16 protein-coding genes and 1 pseudogene are annotated in these 15,799 nt (G+C 63.0%); 10 read left to right on the top strand and 7 right to left on the bottom strand.

Annotated elements, in window-relative coordinates; genetic code table 11:
- From IVA95_RS30645 to IVA95_RS30630, 4 genes and pseudogenes are all read left to right on the top strand, one after another.
- A pseudogene (locus IVA95_RS30645) lies at positions 1-123 on the top strand (chemotaxis protein CheW); the annotation flags it as partial.
- Between the two features lie 52 nt (positions 124-175).
- Positions 176-541: a response regulator gene (locus tag IVA95_RS30640; protein ID WP_213256642.1), complete on the top strand. Its 366-nt coding sequence runs from the start codon at positions 176-178 to the stop codon at positions 539-541.
- Positions 542-619: 78 nt separating this feature from the next.
- Positions 620-1,786: a chemotaxis response regulator protein-glutamate methylesterase gene (locus IVA95_RS30635; protein ID WP_247513888.1), complete on the top strand. Its 1,167-nt coding sequence runs from the start codon at positions 620-622 to the stop codon at positions 1,784-1,786.
- Positions 1,783-2,661: a protein-glutamate O-methyltransferase CheR gene (locus tag IVA95_RS30630; RefSeq protein WP_247513887.1), complete on the top strand. Its 879-nt coding sequence runs from the start codon at positions 1,783-1,785 to the stop codon at positions 2,659-2,661. The genes IVA95_RS30635 and IVA95_RS30630 overlap by 4 nt, the downstream gene beginning before the upstream one ends.
- Positions 2,662-2,724: 63 nt before the next feature.
- Here the strand turns inward: IVA95_RS30630 and IVA95_RS30625 are convergent, their stop codons facing one another.
- From IVA95_RS30625 to IVA95_RS30610, 4 genes are all read right to left on the bottom strand, one after another.
- Entirely contained in the window at positions 2,725-3,882 is a 1,158-nt protein-coding gene (locus tag IVA95_RS30625) for a glutathionylspermidine synthase family protein (RefSeq protein WP_247513886.1), read from the bottom strand.
- Between the two features lie 6 nt (positions 3,883-3,888).
- Entirely contained in the window at positions 3,889-4,299 is a 411-nt protein-coding gene (locus tag IVA95_RS30620; protein WP_247513885.1) for a hypothetical protein, read from the bottom strand.
- A 2-nt stretch (positions 4,300-4,301) separates the two neighbouring features.
- Entirely contained in the window at positions 4,302-4,706 is a 405-nt protein-coding gene (locus IVA95_RS30615) for a DUF350 domain-containing protein (RefSeq protein WP_247513884.1), read from the bottom strand.
- Positions 4,707-4,842: 136 nt separating this feature from the next.
- The gene (locus IVA95_RS30610; protein ID WP_247513890.1) at positions 4,843-5,694 is read right to left on the bottom strand and encodes a hypothetical protein; all 852 of its coding nucleotides are present in this window, start codon (positions 5,692-5,694) and stop codon (positions 4,843-4,845) included.
- Between the two features lie 176 nt (positions 5,695-5,870).
- Between IVA95_RS30610 and IVA95_RS30605 the strand changes: the two genes are divergently transcribed.
- Positions 5,871-6,536, top strand: coding sequence for a response regulator transcription factor (locus tag IVA95_RS30605; RefSeq protein WP_247513883.1), 666 nt, complete (start codon positions 5,871-5,873; stop codon positions 6,534-6,536).
- Between the two features lie 2 nt (positions 6,537-6,538).
- Positions 6,539-7,909: a HAMP domain-containing sensor histidine kinase gene (locus IVA95_RS30600; protein WP_247513882.1), complete on the top strand. Its 1,371-nt coding sequence runs from the start codon at positions 6,539-6,541 to the stop codon at positions 7,907-7,909.
- 103 nt (positions 7,910-8,012) lie between these two features.
- Here the strand turns inward: IVA95_RS30600 and IVA95_RS30595 are convergent, their stop codons facing one another.
- Positions 8,013-8,714, bottom strand: a complete 702-nt coding sequence (locus IVA95_RS30595; RefSeq protein WP_016848562.1) for a response regulator transcription factor — start codon at positions 8,712-8,714, stop codon at positions 8,013-8,015.
- Between the two features lie 365 nt (positions 8,715-9,079).
- Between IVA95_RS30595 and fliI the strand changes: the two genes are divergently transcribed.
- The 4 genes from fliI (at position 9,080) to IVA95_RS30575 (ending at position 12,588) form a co-directional block, all read left to right on the top strand.
- Positions 9,080-10,405, top strand: coding sequence for a flagellar protein export ATPase FliI (fliI, locus tag IVA95_RS30590; RefSeq protein WP_247513881.1), 1,326 nt, complete (start codon positions 9,080-9,082; stop codon positions 10,403-10,405).
- 109 nt (positions 10,406-10,514) lie between these two features.
- Positions 10,515-10,931, top strand: a complete 417-nt coding sequence (fliJ, locus tag IVA95_RS30585; protein WP_057842912.1) for a flagellar export protein FliJ — start codon at positions 10,515-10,517, stop codon at positions 10,929-10,931.
- Between the two features lie 190 nt (positions 10,932-11,121).
- Positions 11,122-11,679: a sigma-70 family RNA polymerase sigma factor gene (locus tag IVA95_RS30580; RefSeq protein WP_213256629.1), complete on the top strand. Its 558-nt coding sequence runs from the start codon at positions 11,122-11,124 to the stop codon at positions 11,677-11,679.
- A gap of 3 nt (positions 11,680-11,682) precedes the next feature.
- Entirely contained in the window at positions 11,683-12,588 is a 906-nt protein-coding gene (locus IVA95_RS30575) for an anti-sigma factor (protein WP_247513880.1), read from the top strand.
- Between the two features lie 355 nt (positions 12,589-12,943).
- On the opposite strand, the gene IVA95_RS30570 is transcribed toward IVA95_RS30575, so the two are convergent.
- Both IVA95_RS30570 and flhA read right to left on the bottom strand, forming a co-directional pair.
- Complete coding sequence (locus IVA95_RS30570; RefSeq protein ID WP_213256625.1) at positions 12,944-13,150, bottom strand: hypothetical protein; 207 nt, start codon at positions 13,148-13,150, stop codon at positions 12,944-12,946.
- A 328-nt stretch (positions 13,151-13,478) separates the two neighbouring features.
- Positions 13,479-15,614: a flagellar biosynthesis protein FlhA gene (flhA, locus tag IVA95_RS30565; RefSeq protein WP_247513879.1), complete on the bottom strand. Its 2,136-nt coding sequence runs from the start codon at positions 15,612-15,614 to the stop codon at positions 13,479-13,481.
- Between the last annotated feature and the right edge of the window lie 185 nt (positions 15,615-15,799).

The following is a 15,799-nucleotide window of genomic DNA, read 5'->3' as shown; positions in this document are numbered from 1 at the left end:
GTCAACCTGGATTCCCGCTTCGCCAAGCTCGCCGGCGGCGTGCACCGCCTCGACGGCCAGCTCATGGTCGTCCTCGACGTCGATCGCGTTCTCGAAATCGTGCCCGACTTGATGGCGGCATGACAATCCAACCTGGAACATCCCTCTTGGGAATTGATGTAAGTGGAGACCTAAAATGAAAACATGTCTTGTCGTCGATGACTCCAGCGTCATCCGAAAGGTCGCACGACGCATCCTCGAAGGTCTCGACTTTCAGATCGTCGAAGCCGAGGACGGTGAGAAGGCTCTTGAAGCCTGCAAGCGCGCGATGCCCGAGGCGGTTTTGCTCGACTGGAATATGCCGGTCATGGACGGCTACGAATTCCTCGGCAATCTGCGCCGCATGCCCGGCGGCGACGCGCCCAAGGTGGTGTTCTGCACCACCGAAAACGACGTCGCACACATCGCGCGCGCGCTGCATGCCGGTGCCAACGAATACATCATGAAGCCGTTCGACAAGGACATCGTTACCGCGAAGTTCCAGGAAGTCGGCCTGATCTGATTCTCGCGTTCCCGGCGGCTCAACGGCCTTCGGCGTTGTTTTTGTAAGTGTGCCGCTTGAGTTGGGTCGGGTGAAGTAATGAGTGTTGCGTTAACGAAGTCTCCGCCGCCAATCTCGACAAGGCAAGACAAGCTGCGCGTGATGGTGGTCGACGACTCCGTCGTGATCCGCGGGATGATCTCGCGCTGGATCGGCGCCGAGCCGGACATGGAGGTCACCGCCTCCCTGCGCACCGGCCTCGACGCCGTCAACCAGATTGACCGCATCAAGCCCGATGTCGCCGTGCTCGATATCGAAATGCCGGAGCTCGACGGCATTTCGGCGCTGCCCCAGTTGCTTGCGAAAAAGCGCGACCTTGTCATCATCATGGCGTCGACGCTGACCCGCCGCAATGCGGAGATCAGCTTCAAGGCGCTCTCGCTCGGCGCCGCCGACTACATTCCAAAGCCGGAGAGCACGCGCGAGGCCACCGCTGCCGAGACCTTCCATCACGACCTGATCCAGAAGATTCGCCATCTGGGCGCCCGGGCTCGCCGCCGCGCGTCGCCTGGCGCGAGCCCGGCTTCGGCACCGGCCGAGCGGGTGCGCGAGGTATCCGCCCATCCGGTCGCGGCACCGGTTGCGCAACTGCCACTGGCGCGCCGGCCCTTCAGCATGCTGGCACCGCGTGTGCTTCTGATCGGCTCGTCGACCGGCGGCCCGCAGGCCCTGATGGCGCTGGTCGCCGACATCGGCCCGGTGATCGATCGTTTTCCGGTGCTGATCACCCAGCACATGCCGCCAACCTTCACCACGATTCTCGCCGAGCATCTGGCACGTGCGAGCCGCCGGCCGGCGCATGAGGCCGTTGATGGAGAGGTCGTCAAGTCCGGCCAGATCTATCTTGCGCCGGGTAGCCGCCACATGCGCGTCGTGCGTCATGGCGCCGACACCGTGATCGCGCTTGACGACGGGCCTCCGGTGAACTTCTGCAAGCCTGCGGTGGACCCGCTGTTCAACTCCGCCATCGACGTCTGGCAGGGCAGCATCATGTCGGTGATTCTGACCGGCATGGGCTCCGACGGGATGCGCGGCGGCAAGGAGATCGTCGCCGCCGGCGGCAGCGTGATTGCCCAGGACGAAGCGACCAGCGTGGTGTGGGGCATGCCTGGCGCGGCCGCCAATGCAGGTATTTGCGCGGCGGTTCTGCCGCTCAATCAGATCGCGCCAAAACTGGTTCGGTTGTTTTCGGGAGATCGTTCGTGACGCCTTCAGACTATGAGTATCTGCGTAAGCTTCTGAAAGAGCGCTCCGGGCTCGATCTTTCGGCCGACAAGCAATATCTGGTCGAAAGCCGGCTGCTGCCGTTGGCGCGCAAGTCCAGCCTGCCGGGAATTCCTGAGCTCGTCGCGAAGATGAGGAGCGGGGCCGAGACGCTGACGGCGGAGGTGGTCGAGGCGATGACCACCAACGAGACGTTCTTCTTCCGCGACAAGATTCCGTTCGATCATTTGCGGGAAGCGATAATTCCGGCGCTGGTACAGGCGCGCGCGGCACGCCGCGCTTTACGCATCTGGTGCGCCGCTTCCTCCACCGGGCAGGAGCCGTATTCGATCGCGATGTGCCTGAAGGAGGCGGGACCCCTGCTGTCCGGCTGGCGCACCGAGATCGTCGCGACCGACCTGTCGCAGGCGGTGCTGGAAAAATCGAAGGCCGGCATCTTCAGCCAGTTCGAGGTGCAGCGCGGATTGCCGATTGGGTTGCTGGTGAAATATTTCACCCAGAATGGTGAGCTCTGGCAGATCAGCGCCGAGATCCGCAGCATGGTGCAGCACCGCCAGCTCAACCTGCTGCAGGACTTCTCCCATCTTGGCGTGTTCGACGTCATCTTCTGCCGCAACGTACTGATCTATTTCGATCAGAACACCAAGACCAACATCTTCGAGCGGCTGTCCCGGATGTTGGAGCCCGATGGCGTGCTGGCGCTGGGCGCGGCCGAATCTGTGGTCGGCATCACCAACACCTTCAAACCCTATCCGGAGCGACGCGGACTTTATCGCCCGAACATCGCACCGGTGATACGGGTGGGGGCATCGACCCTGGTGCCGCAAACCCTGCGGGCGGTTGCCGCGGCGCGCTGATCTTCTTTACCTTGCCCCGCTCTTCGCGGGGAGAGGGAGAGACACGCCTCCGGGCTTGCCGCGCTACAAGATCGCGTGCGGCAGGAAGCGCGACGTGTTGCCGGTGATCGGGTTCTCGTCCTCGCGGATCGACAGGCCGCATGGCGTGTGATCGACCAGCCAGCTTCCGAGCACCGGGTATTGGTCGGCGAAGCTCGGAAGCGGCGCGAATGCCTGCCGAATGAATCCTTCCGCGCCATAAGGGCCCTGCTGCTCCATCAGTGTGGTGCCGGCGCTGACAAGCGCGACGTTGGCGCCCTCACGCGAATAGAGCGGCTTGCGCACGAATGAGGAGCCGAGCATCGCCGCTTTCGGATCGTCCTCGAAATAGGCCGGCAGCAAATTGGCATGCTTTGGAAACATCTCCCACAGCAGCGGAAGGATGCCCTTGTTGGAAAGGATCGCTTTCCATGGCGGTTCGATCCAGCGGGTGGGTGCTGTTGCGAGTTTTTCGCCGAACGTGTCGCGGAACATCCATTCCCAGGGATAGAGCTTGAAGACAAGCTCGATTGCGCGGTCGTCGAGATCGACGAAGCGGCCATCGCCATGCAGCCCGACGTCCTTGATGTCCATCAATGTCGTCTTCAGTCCGGCCTGGCTCGCAGTGTCCTGCAGATAGGTCAGCGTACCGGCATCCTCGGTGTTGTCGATCATCCCTGCGAGATGAAGATGCTTGGCGCCGCCATGTTTCTTCCAGGCGTCGATCAAGCGCTCGTGGATTGAATTGAACTGGTCGGCGCGTTTCGGGATGATGTTGCGCTCCATCGCCTGTTCGAGCCAGGTCCACTGAAAAACGGCCGCTTCGAAAATCGAAGTCGGCGTATCCGCGTTGTATTCCAGCAGTTTCGCCGGGCTCCAGCCGTCGTAGCTCAGGTCCAGCCGGCCGTAGAGGCTGGCATCGTCGCGGCGCCAGCTCTCGGAGAGTAGCGGCCAGAAGGCTTCCGGTATTTTCAATCGGCGCAGATATTTTTCGTCCTTGATCACGCGGCCGACCAGCTCAAGACACATCGCATCGATCTCACCGGTCGGCGTCTCGATCCGCCGTTCGATTTCCTGCAGCGTGAACGCGTAATAGGCCTGTTCATCCCAATAGCGCTCGCCGTCGATGGTGTGAAAAGTGAACCCAACGCCTTCGGCGGTAGTACGCCAGTCGTCGCGTTCGGGGCAGGGGATACGCTGCATGCAATTTCAACCGCCCGAGAAGCCGATGGCATGCCCGAACGAGCCGAAGCCGCCGCGCTGCGCGCTATGCGAGCCAGAATCGGAAGTGCCAGAGGAAGAATGGCTCGAGGATGAATCGCTGCTGTAGTAGCTGCTGCGCGAGGACGAGCCGCCGCTGGAGCCGCCATGGCTCGACGAAGAGCTGCGCGACGAGCATTCGGCATTGCTTTGCGTCGGCGACGCCAAGTGTGGGTTTGGTTGCTCGCAAGTGCGGCTCGGCATCAGCGTGTAGGCGGCGCTGCCGACGGCAAACGTGCCCATCAGCAAGAGCGCAACGTGACTAGAGCGCTTGGCCGGCGGCGGCGGAACGGGGCGCGGCGCCGCCGGCACCGAGACCGGTTTGCGCTTGCCGAATTCAGGCTCTGAATTGTTCTCCATGGTCAGTAAGTCATGCAAGCGGCGTTGATCGCGCCGGCGGCCAGCGAGGACAGCCCGAGCCAGATCGCGGCGGCGAGTTCGCCCGATGCGATCCGCTTCGACAGGTTCGGCACCGGAACCCTGACGAGGTAATAGACGATGATCTGCACGATCAGCGCGATCGCGGCCCAGATCAGGCAATCCCAGACATTGGCCGAATTGGTGATAGCGCTGACCAGCGGCAGCACGAAGCCGAGCAGGCTCAAGCCCAGGGCAATCGCGGCGGCCGGTTCATTGGCGCGGATCAGATCGAACTCGTTGTGCGCCGTGACGCGGGTGTAGACGAAGAGGTACGCGACCACGGCAACGATTGCCGTGCAGAAGTAGACCAGGAACGCCGGCAGCCCGGCGAGGGATTGCAGGATCATTGAATTCGCCCCGACTCGTACGTTCCGAAAGGTTCGCACGATCTCTCAGTCGGTGCATCCGAGCGGCGGGTTTAATCCCCAAAAACGAACCCCGCCATCGCTGGCGGGGCTTGCGGTCATGTTCTCGCGTGGCGGCCTAGCGAACCCACACTTGCTTGTAGATATTGCCGCCAAAATCGATGTGGAGCTCCAGAGTCTCTCCCTTCGCGTTCGTGGCCAGAATCTCAAAGTGGTGTTTTCGCTGCTCGGGCGCCTCGCGTATCGTATATCCGGCCTCCCGTGCGATCCGTTCTGCGTCTGCCGGGCTGATCGATTGGGTAGGCCGTCGCTCCCGGTCGCGATCGGCGTCTTCGATTTCGTCGAGCCGGCCAAAGCGGTCGAGTGACACGATGACGGTCTTGCCCGTACCGGTGCGCGCCGGAATTTCGATGTGTTTGGGATGCCGGACCGGCTCGCCCATCGCGGTCAGTCCTGCGTCCTTGAGGATGCGCAACACATTGTCGCGGTCTTGATTGGCCATTAGCCCTGCGTCGCCGGCTGGTCCGCGCGGACCTGGCGGCCGTGGCGGGGCGCCGGGAGGCGGTGGAGCCGATCCAGCGATCGGGCGGCGCGGACCGGGGTCGACGCCCTGGCCGGGGGGCGTGCGGGGTGGAGGCATTGGTGCATCGAAGGCGACCTCGCCGTTCTCGCGGACGATCTTTCGCGCATCAAAAGTGCGGTCCCCGGGCACACCTATGACGGTGACGGTCTCTCCCGATTTGACCGGTGCGGCCTGAGGACCGGCTGGACCGGTCTGCACCAGAATGCGCCCGGACTTGTCCTCCAGCACGAACTTGTCGCCGAAAATATCTGCGACGGTACCCTTGATGCTGATCCCTTCGGGACGAATCTGGTCGATCGCGACCTGAGCCATCGCGGCCGAGGCGAGAATGGCCCAGCCCGCAACGGCGGTCGCGAGCAGCTTCGCCGGCTTGGGTTTCGCTTTCATTGAAGCCTCCTGGATTGTCATGATGCGATGCCGGTCCAGCCTAGTCTTCCCGCTTGAACGGGCACCAACACATGCCGGTCAAACTCGGTTCAGTTTCGGCTGACAGAAACGTAGACTGCGGTCACTTTCGGCAGGAGCCTTGCGACATCGCCGACGCTTCGGCAAGGAACCCCACCATGCGAATTCTTCTTGTGGAGGATGACATCAGACTAGCCACGGAAGTCGCCCGTTTCTTGCGAGATTCAGGCATGGCCGTCGATCTGGCCGCCGAGGGCATAGACGCACTGCATCTGGCAGAGACCGAGCCCTACGATGCGGTTGTCCTCGACCTGGGCCTGCCCGGGATGGACGGAATATCGATTCTCAAGGCGTTGCGCGGCCGGAACGTGAATACCGCCGTGCTTGTTCTGACGGCCCGGGATCGCTTTGCCGACAAGGCTGCGGCATTTCGCGCCGGTGCGGACGACTACCTCACAAAGCCATTCCAGCTCGAAGAGCTTCTGCTTCGCGTTCAAGCCTTGGTGCGCCGCGCAGCGGGACATGCCCGGCCCGAAATCCGGATAGGCCCGATCGCGCTCGATACGACGACCGGACTGGCCACGCTCGACGAAATGCCGGTCAGGCTGACGGGCCTGGAACGCCGGGTGCTGACCTACCTGATGCTGCATCCGGGGCGTACCATCTCGCGAACCGAACTGAGTGAACACATCTACGAGCACGACCAGGATCGTGACTTCAACAGCCTGGAGGTGATTGTCAGCCGCCTGCGCAAGAAGTTCGGTCGTACACGTATCGAGACGTCGCGCGGCGAGGGCTACCGCCTGAGCGACGAAACGGCGTGACCATGCGCTCGCTGAGGCGTCGTCTCATCGTGGTCGTGGTGACTTCAGTTGCGACAGGCTTCTTGCTGACCGCGGCCCTGACGTGGCGGATCGTGTCCGATGCTGCGACACGCGATTTCGATACAAGGCTGGCAAACGCGCTCGGCGAACTCGCGCTTGCTGCGGATTTCGGTGACGACAAAATATTGTCGTTGTCGCGCGAACCGGAAGACCCGGCCTTCAACCGGCCGAACTCAGGCTGGTATTGGCGCATCGCCAAGGGCGAAGTCACGCTGGCCCGCTCGCGCTCGCTGCGCTTTGGCGAGCTTCCGGCCGCCCCCGACGCTGCCCCGGGCGGCGAACCCGGCGAACGACCGCTTTCGCTCACGTTACCGGCGAGCGGTCCCTCCGGTGAGGATCTCCGTCTAAGGCATCGCCTGGTACCGCTGCGTGACGGTGCTGTGACGCTCAGTATTACCGTGGCGGGACCCGCCCGTGATATTGACCGCCAAGCTTGGCAGTCGATGCGCTGGTTGCTGTTCGGCCTGGCGATCATTGCGATGATACTGAGCGGATTGCTGATCGTTGAGATCGGGTCAGGCCTGCGGCCGCTTCGGGTGCTCGCGCAGGATATCGAGCGCGCCTCGCGCGGCGAAATTGCGCGGCTGAAGCCGTCGAATTACCGGGAATTGAACCCTCTCACATCGAGCGTCAACGACCTCATCGAACAGGTCGAGGTGGTCGTCAGGCGTGCCCGCGCGCATGCCGGCAATCTTGCCCATGCCATCAAGACGCCCTTGAGCCTCATTTCCGCCCGCAACGAGATGCGGGGCGCGGATCAGGACAGCGAGATCGGATATGGCGTTGGTATGATCCGCCGTCAGATCGACCATCACCTCAAGCGCGCGCGGTTCGCCGGCAAGGTACGGCTGGCGTCCGATCGTGTACCGGTGCCGTCGGTGATCGATGACATCGTGCTGGTTATGGAGCGCAGCCACGGCAACCGCGGCCTGCGCATTGCAGCTTCGGTAGACGACGGTGCGGTCTTCCTCGGCGAGCGGGAGGACTTCGAAGAAATGATCGGCAATCTCGTCGAGAATGCCTGCAAATGGGCGCGTGGCCTCGTCAAGATAGAAGTTCGTCACTCGCCCGACAGTCTGGATATCCGCATCGAAGATGACGGATCCGGATTGCCGGAGTACGAGCGGCTGCGAGCCTTAGAACGTGGGCGCAGGCTCGACGAAACAGTCGCCGGGTCCGGCATCGGCTTGTCGATCGTCGCCGATCTGGTTGAACTCTATGGCGGCGATATCGTGTTGCAAACCTCGGAACTGGGCGGGCTCAGGGCCATGCTCAGGCTTCCAGCGATCCGTCCGACGGCTCGCTTGGCATGAGAGCGCCGCGGCCATGGCCGAGGGCTCGGCAAACAAAAACCCCGCCATTTCGGGCGGGGTCCAGCCGGGAGGACTGAGCCTTGCGGCTCGCCGTAAGCCCTGATCAGGCGGGAATGCGCTCGTCCGCCTCGTGCGGCTCGCGCAGCACGTAGCCGCGGCCCCACACGGTTTCGATGAAGTTGCGGCCCTCGGAGGCGTTCGCGAGTTTCTTGCGCAGCTTGCAGATGAAGACGTCGATGATCTTCAGCTCGGGCTCGTCCATGCCGCCATAGAGGTGGTTGAGGAACATTTCCTTGGTCAGCGTGGTGCCCTTGCGGAGCGAGAGCAGCTCCAGCATCTGGTATTCCTTGCCGGTCAGGTGCACGCGCTGGCCGCCGACCTCGACCGTCTTGGTATCGAGATTGACCACGAGATCGCCGGTCTGAATGACCGACTGGGCGTGACCCTTGGAACGGCGCACGATCGCGTGGATGCGGGCAACCAGTTCGTCCTTGTGGAAAGGTTTGGTCATGTAGTCGTCGGCGCCGACGCCGAGACCTTTGACCTTGTCCTCGATGCCGGCGAGGCCGGAGAGGATCAGAATGGGAGTCTTGATTTTCGAGACCCGGAGCTGCTTGAGCACGTCGTAGCCGGACATGTCGGGCAGGTTGAGGTCGAGAAGGATAATGTCGTAATCGTAAAGCTTACCGAGATCGACGCCTTCTTCTCCGAGATCCGTCGTATAGACGTTGAAACTCTCGGATTTAAGCATCAACTCGATCGACTGCGCGACGGCGCTGTCATCTTCTATCAGCAAAACGCGCATGCCAGTCCCCTTTAGTCGCCGCTCCGGGCGTCAGGTCGGCCGCACTTGCGGCACTCAAAACGCCTTTGAACAACTGATTCGGATCCTGACGACACATGGTTAACAAAATCTGATTCCGGTTCGCAAGGTCTTTAAGTGCAATTTTTATCGAATCGCCCTAAGATGTTGCGTCGAAGCAGTTTTTTCCTACCGTGCGTACTCAGGCTCCACATGAAGAGACGGGCCTAACCGACTCCCGCGTTTCGCCCTTCTTCTGACGGGCGAGCGCTCTCAGTCACCAAAGACAGTGACGCAATGATTAACGATGCGGGTAAACACGAGGTTAAGCGTCGCCGGCTAAAGCGCGGAAACTTAAGGTTTTCGCAATGAAGGCGCTCGCGGAGCAGATCGGCGATATCGACGGCGTCAATATATATGGCCGCGTTGTGGGCGTGCGCGGCCTGATGGTCGAGATCGCCGGCCCCATTCACGCCATGTCGGTCGGCGCCCGCATCGTGATCGACACCGGCGGGAATCGGTTCATCCCGGCTGAAGTCATCGGCTTTTCCGGCAGCAATGCCGTCGTCATGCCATTCGGCGGGCTCGACGGTGTCAGGCGCGGCTGCCGCGCGGTCATTGCCACGGCGGCCAGCCAGGTGCGGCCTTCACCGGCCTGGCTCGGCCGCGTCATCAATGCCATGGGGGAGCCGATCGACGGCAAGGGGCCGCTGGTGCAGGGCCCGTCGCCGATGCCCTATCGCAATTCGCCGCCGCCTGCGCATTCGCGCAAGCGCGTCGGGGCGCCGCTCGATCTCGGCGTGCGGGCGCTCAACACGTTCCTGACCTGCTGCCGCGGCCAGCGGCTCGGCATCTTCGCCGGCTCCGGTGTCGGCAAATCGGTGCTGCTGTCGATGCTGGCGCGCAATGTCGACGCCGACATCACCGTCATCGGCCTGATCGGCGAACGCGGCCGCGAGGTGCAGGAATTTCTGCAGGAGGATCTCGGCGACGAGGGCCTGGCGCGCTCGGTGGTGGTGGTGGCGACATCCGATGAGCCCGCCTTGATGCGGCGGCAGGCGGCCTACCTGACGCTGGCGATATCAGAATATTTCCGCGACGAGGACAAGGACGTGCTGTGCCTGATGGATTCGGTCACGCGCTTTGCGATGGCGCAGCGCGAGATCGGGCTGTCGGCCGGCGAGCCGCCGACCGCGAAAGGCTATACGCCGACCGTGTTCACCGAATTACCGAAACTTCTGGAGCGGGCAGGGCCGGGCACCGGCGCTGGGACCATCACCGGCATTTTCACGGTGCTGGTCGACGGCGACGACCACAACGAACCGATCGCGGACGCGGTGCGCGGCATTCTGGACGGCCACGTCGTGATGCAGCGCTCGATTGCAGAACGCGGACGGTTTCCCGCGATCAATGTTCTCAAATCGGTCTCGCGCACCATGCCGAGATCGGCCAATCCCGACTATCTTCCCATAATAATGCGGGGCCGCCAGGTGATGGCGACCTACGCTGATATGGAGGAACTGATCCGGCTTGGCGCCTATCGGGCAGGCTCGAGCCCCGAAGTGGACGAGGCGATCCGGTTGCACGAGCCGCTGGAAGCCTTCCTGCGCCAGGCCAAGGAGGAAAAATCGAGCGTCGATGACGGCTACCGCCAATTGGCGCATATCCTCGCCAATTTGGAAACGGAACGCTAACTTTGTCAGGCCATCATCCCCGGCACATGATTAACGACGCCGGTGGGGCCCCCCGAGGGAGCCGGCTCCGTCCCGCGTTCAGATTGGGACTTCTGGGGAGTATGAGTCGATGAAGTCACGAGAAACGCTGATCCGCCTGAAGAAATTTCAGGTCGACGAGAAGCGCCGAAGGGTTACCCAGATCGAAGGCATGATCGCCGACTTCCAGCGCATGTCGGTCGATCTCGAGCGCGAAATCCAGACCGAGCAGGAGCGGGCCGGAATCAACGACCCCTCCCACTTCGCCTATCCGACCTACGCCAAGGCCGCGATCCAGCGCCGGGAAAACCTGACCCGCTCCGCCGACGAACTGCGCATCCAACTCGAGGATGCCAAGAGCCTGTTGAGCGAGGCGTTCGAGGAATTGAAAAAGGTCGAACTGCTCGACGAGCGCGACCAGGCCCGCGAGCGCGCCGAAGAGAGCGCCCGCGAGCAGGCCGACATGGATTCAATCGGCCTGATGCGCGCCCGGCTTGGCGTCGCCTGACGCTTCTCACACCGTCGGTTGAACGATCGAAAACCCGGGCCTCACGGCCCGGGTTTTTCTTGGCCAATCTTTTGGCCAATCTTCCGGAATCGGCGACTTGGTGGCCCCTGTGACGCAAGGTATGCTACGAAACTTCTCGTCGGCTCCGGCGTGGCACGCATTGGAGGAGCGGGATCTTGGGGGACGCTGAATGCTGACGCCAGCGGAGCTGGTCTGGCTGATTGCCGCGGTGGCGAAGGGGGATGAGGCCGCTTTTGAGCGCCTTTACGCCGCCACGCGCGCGAAACTCTTCGGCGTCGTGCTCCGTATCTTGCGGCGTCAGGACCTCGCGGAGGAGGTCATTCAGGAGGCCTACGTCAAGATCTGGAACAGCGCCGGACAGTTCAACCCTGCGCTCGCTTCGCCGATCACATGGATGGCGTCGATCGCGCGCAACCGGGCGATCGACGTGGTGCGCAAGAAGAGCGAAAGCTCGATCGAGGAGGAGCCGACCGCGATGGAAGTGGCGGCCGAGTCACCCGATCCGCTGGCGCGGCGCGAGATGACGGAAGAGTTGAAGCGGTTGCTGGAATGCGTCGGCCGCCTGGAGCCGGATCGGCAGAAGCTCGTCCTGCTCGCCTATTACAACGGCTGGAGCCGCGAACAGCTCGCCGCCAAGTTCGAGACGCCGGTGAATACTGTGAAGACGTGGCTGCGCCGCAGCATGATGGAAATAAGGGAATGTCTCGGACTAGCGTCCGGATCTTGAACGATGGCCTATAGCGAAGACCATATCGCGCTCGCCGCGGAATATGCGCTCGGCACCCTCGATGCCGACGAGCGCGCGCAGGTCGAGACCATGATGGCCGTCGATAGCGAATACAGCGCGCTGGTCCATGCCTGGGAATACCGGCTCGGCGCGCTGAACCAGATGGTCGGTTCCGTCGAGCCGCGGCCGATCGTGTGGGAAAACATCAAGGCCGCGATCGGAAATTCCACGGAAGCGCAGGCGCCGCTGACGCTGCCTGAGGCGCCGCAGCCTGCGCCGCCGCCTGAACCCACGGCTGAGCCGGTGGCTCCCACGGTAGCCGAGGCGCCGCCAGCCGTCACGGACAATACGGTTGCGAACAACGTCATCCAGTTATCCAGTCGCGCGAAGCGCTGGCGCAATGTGGCTTCCTTCGCCACCGCAATTGCCGCAGCGCTTATCGCGATGCTGGCGGTGCAGGTGTATCAGCCGGAGCTATTACCGGAGGCGCTGCGGCCGAAGCCGCGCATCCAGACCGTCGAGGTGAAGACGCCGGCGCCACAGCCGACACCGTCGGCGCAATATGTCGCGCTGCTGCAGCGCGATGGCGGCTCGCCCGCGTTCATTTTGACGGTCGATGCGGCGACCAAAAATTTCACCGTCCGCAAGGTCGGAGCCGATGCCGAGCCGGGCAAGAGCTTTGAGCTCTGGCTGATCTCCGACCGCCTCGCGCAGCCGCGCTCGCTCGGCGTGATCGGTGGCAGCGATTTCACCGCGCGCCCGGTGCTTGCCGACTACGACGCCAGCACGATTAACACGGCGCTCTATGCGGTGACGGTCGAACAGGCCGGCGGCTCGCCGAGCGGCCAGCCGACCTCGGCGCCGATCTATACCGGCAAGCTGATCGAGACGGTGCCGGCTACGCGGTAGTTCATGATGATTTTTAGTTAGGTCGATTTGGCCGCAGACGCGCTTCACCTCTCCCGCTTGCGGGGGAGGTCGGCGCGAAGCGCCGGGTGGGGGCTCTCTCCACTCGGGAGACACCCCCACCCCAGCCCTCCCCCGCAAGCGGGAGAGGGAGCGCACCTTCTTCGTGGTCGCAATCAAACCCATGCGCTAGTGCTCATGCGCTGCCTCTGCCAAAAAAGAAAACGCCCGTGGGGAGCGGGCGTTTTCGCAGTCAACTTGGGGGTAGTTGGGGTCTTATATATCCACGTGGCGACTTTGGGGGGCTGTTAAAGAGCCGCGTGAATTCCGTGAATTCCTGTGTTGCGGGATTCCTCCGTTAACGTACGACTGAGTTACCGGAGCTGGTGATCGCCACCGGCTTGCCGGCCTTCATCACGCGCGTGCTCGCGGTCTGGGTGAGACCTTCATCCGAGGTGTTGCGCGCGGAGATGCTGAACCCGGCGACCACGATACCTGCCACGAGGGCCACGACCACGATCTTGAGATGGGTCGTACGATCTGCGCTGTAGATCGAATGGTTCATGGAAGTCTCCTGCCGCCTTCCGGCCTGTAGATTTGTCGGATGCGCCGACAGGCTGGTTCAACGTCTCGCGTCAGCCAACGTAGGAATCCGGGATCCCGTTCCCAAGAGGCGATCACAAGCCGGTGAAAAGACTTGAACGGGTGCGATTGGAACGCCCGCGGCGACCGCCGCAAATGAATAAATGTTCAGCTGCTGTAATGGCTTATACCGGCGTCACCACGTTTCAACGCCGAATGGCGTGGGACGGGCCATTTTCGACAAACCAGTTGCCTGTGGCGGAAATGCTTCGGCATTAAGCCGCTGATTTGCCCGTGTTTTCGGCCCGCGGCTAGACGCTGCCGACCGTCTTCAGCCGCGCGCGCGGGTGGATTTCCGCCTGCGATAACACGGTGGTTTGCGAGCGAAAGCGCTCGACCAGCGAGCGCACGAACGGCCGGATTGCCGCCGACGTCACCAGCACCGGTGCTTCGCCCTCGCGGGCTGCCTGCTCAAAGGCGTTGCGAACGCTGGTCATGAACTCCGATAGTTTTGAGGGCTGCATGGCGAGGCTGCGCTCTTCGCCCTGGCCCACGATCGATTCCGCAAACGCCTGTTCCCACCGCGCCGACAGCGCGATCAGCGGCAGATAACCGTTGTATGTGGTGTTCTGGGCGCAGATCTGGCGCGCCAGGCGAGCGCGGACGTGTTCGACCATGGTAGCGGGGTTGCGCGAGAAGGCGAGCGCGTCGGCGATGCCTTCGAGAATGGTGGAGAGGTCGCGGATCGAGATGCGCTCGGCCAGCAAGAGCTGCAGCACGCGCTGGATGCCCGATACCGTGACCTGGCTCGGCACGATGTCCTTGACCAGCTCGCCTTGTTCCTTCGGCAGATCCTTCAGGAGCTTTTGCACCTCGCCATAGGACAGCAAGTCGCTCATGTTGTTCTTGAGCAGCTCGGTCAGATGCGTCGACAGCACGGTCGCGGCATCGACCACCGTGTAGCCCTTCAGCGAAGCCTCCTCCTTCAGCGCGGCGTCGACCCAGGTTGCGGGAAGGCCAAACGTTGGTTCGACGGTGTGGATGCCGGGCACGCCGACCTGGTTGCCGGCGGGGTCCATCACCATGAACTGGTTCGGCCAGATCTTGCCGGTACCGGCGTCCACTTCCTTGATCTTGATGACGTAGGTGTTGGCCTCGAGCTGGACGTTGTCGAGGATCCGCACGGCGGGCATCACAAAGCCCATTTCGATCGCGAGCGAGCGGCGCAACGCCTTGATCTGCTCGGTCAGGCGATCGGTGCCATCGGGGCCGTTGACCAGTGGCAGCAGCGCATAGCCGAGCTCGATCTTGAGGTCGTCGATCTTGAGCGCGGTGGCGATCGGCTCCTCCGCTGCGGCCTGGGCGGCTGCGGCGGCGAGTTCGGGCGCGGCGGCGGCGGCCGCTTCCGCCGCCCTGACAGCACCGTTGCGGCTCCGCGCTTTCCAGGCCAGCGCGGCGGCGCCGCCGCCGAGCGCCAGGAACGGCAGCATCGGAATGCCCGGCAGCAGCGCCAGCACCAGCATTACGCCGGCCGACATGCCGAGCGCCTGCGGATAACCCGAGAGCTGTTTCATCAGCGCCTTGTCGGCGGCGCCCGTGATGCCCGCCTTTGACACCAAAAGGCCCGCTGCGGTCGAGACGATCAGCGCCGGCACCTGCGTCACCAGGCCGTCGCCGACCGTCAGAATGGTGTAGGTGCGGGCGGCATCGCCAAAGCTCATGCCCTGCTGGGCGACGCCGATGATGATGCCGCCAATGACGTTGATGAAGACGATCAAGAGGCCGGCGATGGCGTCGCCGCGGACGAATTTCGAGGCGCCGTCCATGGCACCGAAGAAGCCGCTTTCGTCTTCGAGTGCCTTGCGGCGAGCCTTGGCGGTCTGCTCGTCGATCAGGCCGGCGGAGAGATCGGCGTCGATCGCCATCTGCTTGCCCGGCATCGAATCCAGCTGGAAGCGCGCGGCGACTTCGGCGATGCGCCCCGAACCCTTGGTGATGACGACGAAGTTCACGATCACGAGAATCGCGAACACGATAATTCCGATCACGAAATTGCCGCCCATCACGAAATTGCCGAAGGCCTCGATGACGTGGCCGGCGGCAGCGGTGCCTTCATGGCCATGCGACAGGATCAGCCGGGTGGAGGCCATGTTCAGCGACAGCCGCATCATGGTCGAGATCAAGAGCACGGTCGGAAACGACGAGAATTCCAGCGGCGCCTGGATGAACAGCGACGTCATCAGGATCAGGATCGACACCGTGATCGAGATCGCCAGAAACAGGTCGAGCACGATCGCCGGCAGCGGCAGGATCAACACCACGAGGATGACGAGGACGCCGAGCGCCAGCGCCAGATCGCCGCGCTTTAAGATATCGCCGATTTCACCAAGGCTTGGAAATTTGCCGTTTGGCGCCGCGCCGCCCTGACCCGCCGTCACATCGACCATGGTTGCCGCTTCCCCCCGCGTCTGCCGCCATCGGGCGTCAGACGTTTTGGCGGCGGCCGAAGGGCCACCGTTCCGAAAGTGAGGCACCGCACTGGCGTCCACGGGGTTCCTCCCGTTCTACGCGGCCGACGACACTCGACTTCACCCGGCAATTCTTGCCGGGTGTATGGTTAGCAAAGGGTTAA

This window comes from Bradyrhizobium sp. 157 (genome assembly GCF_023073815.1).
Classification (GTDB): domain Bacteria; phylum Pseudomonadota; class Alphaproteobacteria; order Rhizobiales; family Xanthobacteraceae; genus Bradyrhizobium.
The sequence above is the reverse complement of the archived record's forward strand: the minus strand, read 5'-3'. Positions and strand labels throughout refer to the sequence as shown.

What these genes read in the sequence shown, in the direction of transcription:
- IVA95_RS30635 (WP_247513888.1), top strand. Translation starts at nt 620, where the DNA reads ATGAGTGTTGCGTTAACGAAGTCTCCGCCGCCAATCTCGACAAGGCAA.
- IVA95_RS30615 (WP_247513884.1), bottom strand. Translation starts at nt 4,706, where the DNA reads ATGATCCTGCAATCCCTCGCCGGGCTGCCGGCGTTCCTGGTCTACTTC.
- IVA95_RS30600 (WP_247513882.1), top strand. Translation starts at nt 6,539, where the DNA reads ATGCGCTCGCTGAGGCGTCGTCTCATCGTGGTCGTGGTGACTTCAGTT.
- flhA (WP_247513879.1), bottom strand. Translation starts at nt 15,614, where the DNA reads ATGGTCGATGTGACGGCGGGTCAGGGCGGCGCGGCGCCAAACGGCAAA.
- IVA95_RS30625 (WP_247513886.1), bottom strand. Translation starts at nt 3,882, where the DNA reads ATGCAGCGTATCCCCTGCCCCGAACGCGACGACTGGCGTACTACCGCC.
- IVA95_RS30580 (WP_213256629.1), top strand. Translation starts at nt 11,122, where the DNA reads ATGCTGACGCCAGCGGAGCTGGTCTGGCTGATTGCCGCGGTGGCGAAG.
- fliJ (WP_057842912.1), top strand. Translation starts at nt 10,515, where the DNA reads ATGAAGTCACGAGAAACGCTGATCCGCCTGAAGAAATTTCAGGTCGAC.
- IVA95_RS30575 (WP_247513880.1), top strand. Translation starts at nt 11,683, where the DNA reads ATGGCCTATAGCGAAGACCATATCGCGCTCGCCGCGGAATATGCGCTC.
- IVA95_RS30610 (WP_247513890.1), bottom strand. Translation starts at nt 5,694, where the DNA reads ATGAAAGCGAAACCCAAGCCGGCGAAGCTGCTCGCGACCGCCGTTGCG.
- IVA95_RS30570 (WP_213256625.1), bottom strand. Translation starts at nt 13,150, where the DNA reads ATGAACCATTCGATCTACAGCGCAGATCGTACGACCCATCTCAAGATC.
- IVA95_RS30640 (WP_213256642.1), top strand. Translation starts at nt 176, where the DNA reads ATGAAAACATGTCTTGTCGTCGATGACTCCAGCGTCATCCGAAAGGTC.
- fliI (WP_247513881.1), top strand. Translation starts at nt 9,080, where the DNA reads ATGAAGGCGCTCGCGGAGCAGATCGGCGATATCGACGGCGTCAATATA.
- IVA95_RS30595 (WP_016848562.1), bottom strand. Translation starts at nt 8,714, where the DNA reads ATGCGCGTTTTGCTGATAGAAGATGACAGCGCCGTCGCGCAGTCGATC.
- IVA95_RS30620 (WP_247513885.1), bottom strand. Translation starts at nt 4,299, where the DNA reads ATGGAGAACAATTCAGAGCCTGAATTCGGCAAGCGCAAACCGGTCTCG.
- IVA95_RS30605 (WP_247513883.1), top strand. Translation starts at nt 5,871, where the DNA reads ATGCGAATTCTTCTTGTGGAGGATGACATCAGACTAGCCACGGAAGTC.